The organism is Oleiphilus sp. HI0086, from assembly GCF_001635225.1.
This window is the reverse complement of the sequence record NZ_LWFZ01000271.1, coordinates 1-253: the sequence shown is the minus strand read 5'-3', so window position 1 is coordinate 253 and position 253 is coordinate 1. Positions and strand designations below refer to the sequence as shown.

The window sequence follows — 253 nt, the reverse complement described above, 5'->3', positions numbered from 1 at the left end:
CATTTTGGCCCTTATGGTGGTCGATTTGTTTCAGAGACTTTGATGTCATCGCTTGAAGACCTTGAGAAGAAATACCTTTCTCTCAAAGATGACCCTGAGTTCTGTAAAGAGTTTGATAAGGATATGGCTGACTATGTGGGTCGGCCTTCACCGCTTTATTTTGCCGAACGTCTGACTAGAGAAGTGGGCGGTGCAAAGATCTACCTTAAGCGAGAGGACCTTAATCATACCGGCGCGCACAAAGTAAATAATA

The 253-nt window shown here is 44.3% G+C and carries 1 pseudogene; it reads left to right on the top strand.

Annotation, left to right across the window (positions count from 1 at the left end):
- A pseudogene (locus A3756_RS03480) lies at positions 1-253 on the top strand (tryptophan synthase subunit beta); the annotation flags it as partial.